The sequence below is a fragment of the Siphonobacter sp. genome (genome assembly GCF_048595215.1).
GTDB lineage: Bacteria > Bacteroidota > Bacteroidia > Cytophagales > Spirosomataceae > Siphonobacter.
In genome coordinates this window covers 1-6,837 of record NZ_JBMDWJ010000252.1, presented here as the reverse complement: position 1 = coordinate 6,837, position 6,837 = coordinate 1, and the positions used below count along the sequence as shown (strand labels likewise).

Here is a 6,837-nt window from a genome sequence, read left to right as displayed (position 1 = left end):
TCCGAATTCCCGGGGCGAACGAACGTGGCTGGGCCGGACCTTTCTATCCCGTCGCTTGCGGGCCCAAAGTCAGAACTTAAGTCGCTTTTTTTTCAATATGCCCTACCAAAAAGCCCGGACCCCGGGCCTGGGCAGTCACGGCCGACTGAGTTCACAGGTCGTGAATAAAGTGTCGCTGAATCTACTGGGGGGATACAATGCCGGCGTACAGGGCGTCGAAATTGCGGGCGTTTTCAACATCATCAAAAACGATGTTCGATCGGTACAGTTAGCGGGTTTATTTAATCTGGTGGGAAGTAGTGTAAACGGCTTTCAGGCGGCCGGATTACTCAACTTGGCTCTGGATACGCTCCGGGGTGTACAGATCGCGGGTATTAGTAATCGCGTTCAAACCAGTCAGCGTTCCGTGCAGATTGCGGGCGTATTCAATACGGCGGATGTAACCCACGGCAGTGTTCAGCTGGCGGGGGTATTGAATCAGGCCCGGCGGGGTACTGCCAGTGTACAGATTTCCGGACTGGTGAACCACCACCGCGATACGGTAACGGGTGCCCAGGTGACCAGTCTCTACAATTACGCCCGGCACGTGAAAGGATTACAACTGGGTCTGATCAACGTTGCCGATAGCTCATCGGGTTATAGCCTGGGCCTGATCAACCTGATTCGAAACGGCAAAATGAGTTTCACAGTAGCAGCCAACGACGTGGTACCTTTCCAGCTGACCTTTAAAAGTGGTACTCACCGTCTGTATACGATTCTGCTGTTGGGCTATTCGCCCTTTACTTCGCAACCCGTATTTACGTTTGGGGCGGGGGTGGGACGAGAATTTCAGTTGGGTACTCGCTGGTCACTCGCTACGGACCTTACCTCGCAAAATCTGTATCAGGGTAATTGGGACACACTACCCATACTGGCTCGTCTGGAAACGAGCCTGCAATTCCGGATCAATCCGCACTGGACCCTTTCGGCGGGGCCTGCCTTATCCCTCACCTATGCGGATCAGCCCAGCGAAGTCTATACCTCGGCAAAGGCTTATCCCCACTGGAATTTTTCCAGCACTGCCTACGGCTGGGTAGGTTGGCAGGGCGGTGTACAAGTTAATTTTTGAGAAATATGCTTATTTTTCTATTTTACGTAATTTACTAAAAATCAGCATCTTAATGCATATTTTGACGATTTAATAAAAAGTACTTCCTAAAAAAATGAAAATAAATTTAGGGTAAGGCTAGAGCAGGTTGTCAAGGATATACAAAACGAAAGGACGTTAGCTCCGGTACCAGCTGGCAACTTTTCGTAGACGTACATTCTCATCACATCAGGCATTCATAGCTCATGAAAATTTTTTCTTACTCCGCTTCTTTCAAAAAATGGTTTACTCTCCTCTTCGCTGGACTGGCGTCGGGCGTTCAGGCTCAGGATTTACAAAAGAGTATTGCTCATATTGGTCTGGTCTATCCCTTAAGCAGTAATGGCACTCACGCCGATCGGTACTCCAACTCGTTTTCTCTGCATCTACTGGCGGGCGTTTCCGGGGCGGAGACGGGTTTCAGTATGACGGGCCTAGGCAGTGTCGTTCGACAGGATGCAAAAGGATTAATGCTATCCGGCCTTTTTAATACCATTGGCGGACGGGCTCAGGGAGCTCAGCTGTCGGGAATCCTGAACCGGGCTCAGTCGGCCCGGTCAACCCAGTTGGCGGGATTGTTGAACGTAGTCAGCCAAGAGACTCAGGGTCTGCAACTGGCGGGTGTCACCAACGTCGCCGGAACGGGTAAGGCCGTTCAGGTAGCGGGGGTGGGCAACGTATCCCGCCAGTCGGCGGTACAGGTGGCCGGGGTTTTTAACCAGTCCGAAGAGGTTCATACGCAAGTCGCTGGTTTGATCAACGTGGCCAAACGCGTCAAAGGCGTACAAATCGGAGTACTGAATATAGCCGATAGCAGTGACTATTCGATTGGGTTGATTAATCTGGTAAAAAATGGAGAGAAGAGTATTTCATTAAGTACCGATGAAACCCTGACGGGCTTCCTATCCTTCCGCTCCGGTGGACGAGTCCTATATGGATTAGTCGGACTCGGATATAATCTGAAACAGCCCCAGCAATCACTGTACGGACTAGAAGCGGGTTTGGGGGCTCACGTACTGGTGCGTGAACCATATCGGGTGAGCCTGGAAGCCGTTACGGTAACCCTCACTGACTTCAAAAAACGGGAGTATTTGCGGAACTCATTACGTATACTGTCTTCCGTTCGATTTGCCAAACAATGGGAATTTTTCCTTGGGCCCACGATCAACTACGTAGACTTCACGCGTGAAACTTCGGATGATTTACGGGGCATTTATCTCTGGAGCAAGCAGGGAACCAAGAATACGCAGGGCTTGTATCTGGGTGTAACAGCGGGGTTGCAGATTATCCTGTAGTTTTTCTTCAGTAATCGTTTGGGTTTTCATTATAGGTGATGGGTTCATGTGTAATACATACTATCACTAGTATTATAGGATTAGTATTTCGTCCCGTTGAGTTGGCTGGTTTTTTAGTCCGTATGCATTCCATGCCGGGCATCCCATGCGGGGCATCCCATGCCGGCACGCCCGCCGCTGACTTCCTCTTGCTTAGTCCAACGCATTGCCGAGGAAGAAGGCGGCTTGAGCCCCAGAATGCGATTCCCGGAATGGAATTCCGACATGGAATGTGATAGGACGGGGATCGGGTTTATGTCGCACATACAGGTATTGGGTTGTACTCTAACAACTTCAAACCATTAGCTAATGAAATGCCAGCGGATGAGAACCTCTCCTACCGCAGAGGTTCTCCAGCTACCACCCAACCGTGCTTACGGGACCAAAGTCGATCTAGGTAAGGCGGAATGCAAGGGCTACAGTAAGTAAGTTTCATGCAAAAATACAACCTGCTTTTTGATCAGATACACATGGGACCTGCGGGCTCTATTCTACATGGAAGCAGCAGCCTGTCTTCGGTAGAAACTACAGAAATTTACCGGATTCTGAGGCATTTTGCTTCAAGTTTGGGACATTCTGTGTTATTTTGGACGTTTTCTCTCATTACGTAGAGATTTACCAATCGTACCTACCATGATTATTGAACCTAAAGTACGTGGATTCATCTGTCTGACGGCCCATCCCAAAGGATGCGAGCAAAACGTTGTGAATCAGATTCAGTATATCCAGTCCAAAGGCCCGATTGAGGGGCCTAAGAAAGTGCTGGTGATCGGAGCTTCGACCGGCTTCGGGCTAGCTTCCCGCATTACCAGTGCCTTTGGCTCGCAGGCCGCTACCCTCGGTGTGTATTTCGAAAAGCCACCCCAGCCGGGCAAACCGGCTTCAGCGGGCTGGTACAATACGGCCGCCTTTGAAGCCCAGGCTCAGGAGGCAGGTCTGTACGCCAAAAGTGTGAACGGCGATGCTTTTTCCAACGAAATCAAAGAGAAAGTGATTGGCCTGATCCAAGCCGATTTAGGTCAGGTGGATCTGGTAATTTACAGCGTGGCCTCTCCCCGGCGGACGAATCCGAATACGGGTGTTACGCACAACTCCGTGCTGAAACCGATTGGCCAGTCCTTTACGAACAAAACGGTTAACTTCCACAACGGCGTCGTTTCGGAAATCAGTATCGAACCCGCTACCGAGGAAGACATCGAAAATACGGTGGCTGTCATGGGTGGTGAAGACTGGAAACTTTGGATCGAAGCCCTGAAGGCAGCAGACGTACTGGCTCCGGGTGCTCGGACGGTCGCGTATTCTTACATCGGACCAGCCCTTACCGAACCCGTCTACCGCAAAGGTACCATTGGCCGGGCCAAAGATGATTTGGAAGCAACGGCGTCCAGCATCACGGATACGCTGAAGGACCTCGATGGCAAAGCCTATGTGTCAGTCAACAAAGCCTTGGTAACGCAGGCCAGTTCGGCGATCCCCGTTATTCCGCTGTACATTTCACTGTTGTACAAGGTGATGAAAGAGCAGGGAATCCACGAAGGTTGTATCGAACAAATGCAACGCTTGTTCCAACAACGTTTGTATACCAATGGAACTGTACCTACGGACGAAAAAGGTCGTATTCGTATTGACGATTGGGAAATGCGGGAAGACGTTCAGGCTCAGGTAGCTAGTTTGTGGGCCGAAGCAACTACCGAAAGCTTACCGCAACTGGGTGATTTGGAAGGATACAAAACCGACTTCTTTAATTTGTTCGGTTTTGAAGTAGGCGGTGTTGCTTACGAAACTTCCGTGGACGAAATGGTCGAAATTCCCGGTCTGGCTTAATCGTCAGTACCCTTGTAATTATATAGAGAAACCCTGTCCAAGGCCGGAAGCTTGGGGCAGGGTTTCTTTTTTAGAATTCCCTGCATGTATTTCCGCAACACTATTAAAAAAAACCGTCAGGTAGGACCCAACGGTTTTCGTGAATTAACCCACACCTTTAACTTAATCGGTGAACAGCAAATATAGTAAGTCACGTGACATTATATACGTTTATCCAAACTTTTATTGCTGCATTTGTTCACTTTTTCCGTGCATACCGATCCAAAAACAGAATATGTGTTTTGTACCATAATTTAAAACGTAACCGTTCCCACAATTTTAGAACTGCAAAACTTAAATTAGACGCTCCTAAATGGATAGCAAAAAACTACTAATAGTGCCGTGGCTTTCTAAAAGAAATTAGTTGTAATGGGAAAAATATACGTTTTAAGTACAAAACAGGGAATAAGACTTTTGCTCAAACAATAAACCTCATCCGGAAGGCAGACGAGGTTTGATTTCAATCCAAATTAATTAAACAAATAAGTACTGCTCGTTGAAGATCTAAGTTTACGTATACTACTTTGTTTCTAATGATTACAGCTTATTCATTGTTTTGTACCAGACATTAGATCAGGTAGGTAACTGGGCAAAATAAAAACTCTACGTTACACGCTTTGCCGTAATGTATGACTCAGGTTTGATTTTACCCATACAGGTCCGACAGGAAAGGCGTTCAGCGGAATTCATTTGGAAAAGGTAACGGGTATGCCTCTTCAGGTCTTCGCAGTCACCAGACCACCAGTGTTTAATGCTATCAGCGGCTGTTTATAAAAAAAGGATTTATTACGATAGAAGGTTTCACAGTTTCAGGAATCAGGGCTTACCCACGTCCGTGATTGATAACACTTTGTACCAAAGCCATAAAAGCCTCCCATATGAGAGGCTTTTATGGCTTTCCAGCTTTCGGAAGAGGAGCACAATGACCTACATGAGATCCTTGTTTTATGATTTACCTTCGAACATCCTGACCACTGAATCACGTTTGTGCTTCCATCGGCAGACCCTTTCAGCACCCAATACGCCTGATAACTTATTACTTTTTATACCTGAAAACTAGATAGCTAACTAGCTCTGGAGCATAGGTACCGTCTTGGGTACGATAGGCTCCATTGGCTCCTAATCGCTCACATTCCTTGCGGAGCTGTTGTTTAACGTGTACATCCATACTAAGTCCGTTATTGAATCGTGGCCGAATGGTTACTACGCCAAGCGGCTCAATCTCCTGAGGTATATCTCTTTCCAATAGAAAAATCTTAAGGGGTGAATTGTCGGATTGTGATAGACTACTCACCTGAGCAAGCGTTTTTGTTCGGGAAGTAGTACAGGAGCTGAGGCCAATCGCTATACCGATTCCCAGAGCAATCCATAGTTTATAGGGCTGATTCATAGACTAGTAGTTATAGTGGACCGTATGTTTTACTTTTTTGTGGGGTTACTTCGCATGAAATGACCTTCGTAGGTTTGCTTTCGGTTCCCTAGCTGGATGGGAACACCTAAGCGTAGAGAAGTGAATAGACCCTTGGCCTGTGGATAAGGTGCCCAGGTCAATCTTTCAATCACCAGATTCTCGGTATAGAGACTTACTTTCATCCACTTACTTTGCCAGCCTAGTTCAGCAGCGAAGCCCATCTTTGCTTTTAACGATCTTGCTGAACGATCACCCCAAGCTCTATCTATCAATTCCTGGACATTGCCTGTCCCTGACAAGTCTCGCTTCCGTATATCCTCTTGAATTGCCTGAAAGTTATCCATGGTTCTGAAATGGCTAAGCCATTGTTTCGTCGAAACAGGTATGCGTAAGGAAGGATGAATGTAGAGTCGGCTGGTAGCGTTCAGTTGCCAACTTAGTTCAACGCCTATACCTGCTCGGTACCAGTCAAAGCTGGACTGATACACAACAACCTGCGGGTTATCTACTACCGGCGGGCGTGTTCGCCACCGACTGTAGGCTATACTCACGGCGGGTTGTAAACGCCATGCTTCATTGATTTCAAACGTTCGGCCCGCTTCCAGTGCAAAGGAAACGCCGTCCCACCTTACTAGCTGATTCCTTACGGTAGCCATGGCGTCCTCACCAGGCCCATAACCGGCCATTCTACCGTATTCTCCGTTAAGCTTGGTATGCCCGGTAAAGCCCTCAGCCTTTAACTTGAGCAGGTAATTCTGCGGCAGCTGGTACTGTAGCGTTACTCCGGCCATCGGCAGTATACCAGATTCTTGGGTGATCGGGCTAGAGCCAAAAGGAGACGGTGGAGCTGGCATTTTAGTCATCCAGGCCACTGATTTTAACCCTACGTACGGAATAAAAGTGAAGGGCCTATCCAACTCCTGAGCCTGCACTATTCCGGAGGTGAATATCATTATAAACAATAATAGAGCTTTCATTGAAACAATGTTAGTAGCTTGATGAAGTACCTTTGTCTTTACTGGTAAACGAAATGTACACGATAGTGTAACATTCTTCTGACTATTGATCCTGATCCTATATCCTATTTTTAAAAGGTATTGTAT

At 47.6% G+C, this 6,837-nt stretch carries 4 protein-coding genes and 1 pseudogene; 3 read left to right on the top strand and 2 right to left on the bottom strand.

Annotated features, from left to right (window positions below; translation table 11 throughout):
* From ACOJTG_RS15615 to fabV, 3 genes and pseudogenes are all read left to right on the top strand, one after another.
* Positions 1–1,108: pseudogene (locus ACOJTG_RS15615) on the top strand (hypothetical protein); the annotation flags it as partial.
* Positions 1,109–1,332: 224 nt separating this feature from the next.
* A complete protein-coding gene (locus tag ACOJTG_RS15610; RefSeq protein WP_420154677.1) occupies positions 1,333–2,421 on the top strand; it encodes a hypothetical protein in 1,089 nt (362 codons plus the stop codon).
* 672 nt (positions 2,422–3,093) lie between these two features.
* Positions 3,094–4,284: an enoyl-ACP reductase FabV gene (fabV, locus tag ACOJTG_RS15605; protein WP_420154676.1), complete on the top strand. Its 1,191-nt coding sequence runs from the start codon at positions 3,094–3,096 to the stop codon at positions 4,282–4,284.
* 1,075 nt (positions 4,285–5,359) lie between these two features.
* Here fabV and ACOJTG_RS15600 read toward each other — a convergent pair.
* Positions 5,360–5,713 (bottom strand): hypothetical protein, encoded by a 354-nt coding sequence (locus ACOJTG_RS15600; RefSeq protein ID WP_420154675.1) that lies wholly within the window; start codon positions 5,711–5,713, stop codon positions 5,360–5,362.
* Positions 5,714–5,742: 29 nt separating this feature from the next.
* Positions 5,743–6,837: autotransporter outer membrane beta-barrel domain-containing protein (locus tag ACOJTG_RS15595; protein WP_420154674.1), on the bottom strand; the 1,095-nt coding region annotated here is incomplete at its 5' end.

Bases quoted from the DNA above. Each gene is read 5' to 3' on its own strand.
- ACOJTG_RS15600 (WP_420154675.1), bottom strand. From the start codon at position 5,713: ATGAATCAGCCCTATAAACTATGGATTGCTCTGGGAATCGGTATAGCG.
- ACOJTG_RS15610 (WP_420154677.1), top strand. From the start codon at position 1,333: ATGAAAATTTTTTCTTACTCCGCTTCTTTCAAAAAATGGTTTACTCTC.
- fabV (WP_420154676.1), top strand. From the start codon at position 3,094: ATGATTATTGAACCTAAAGTACGTGGATTCATCTGTCTGACGGCCCAT.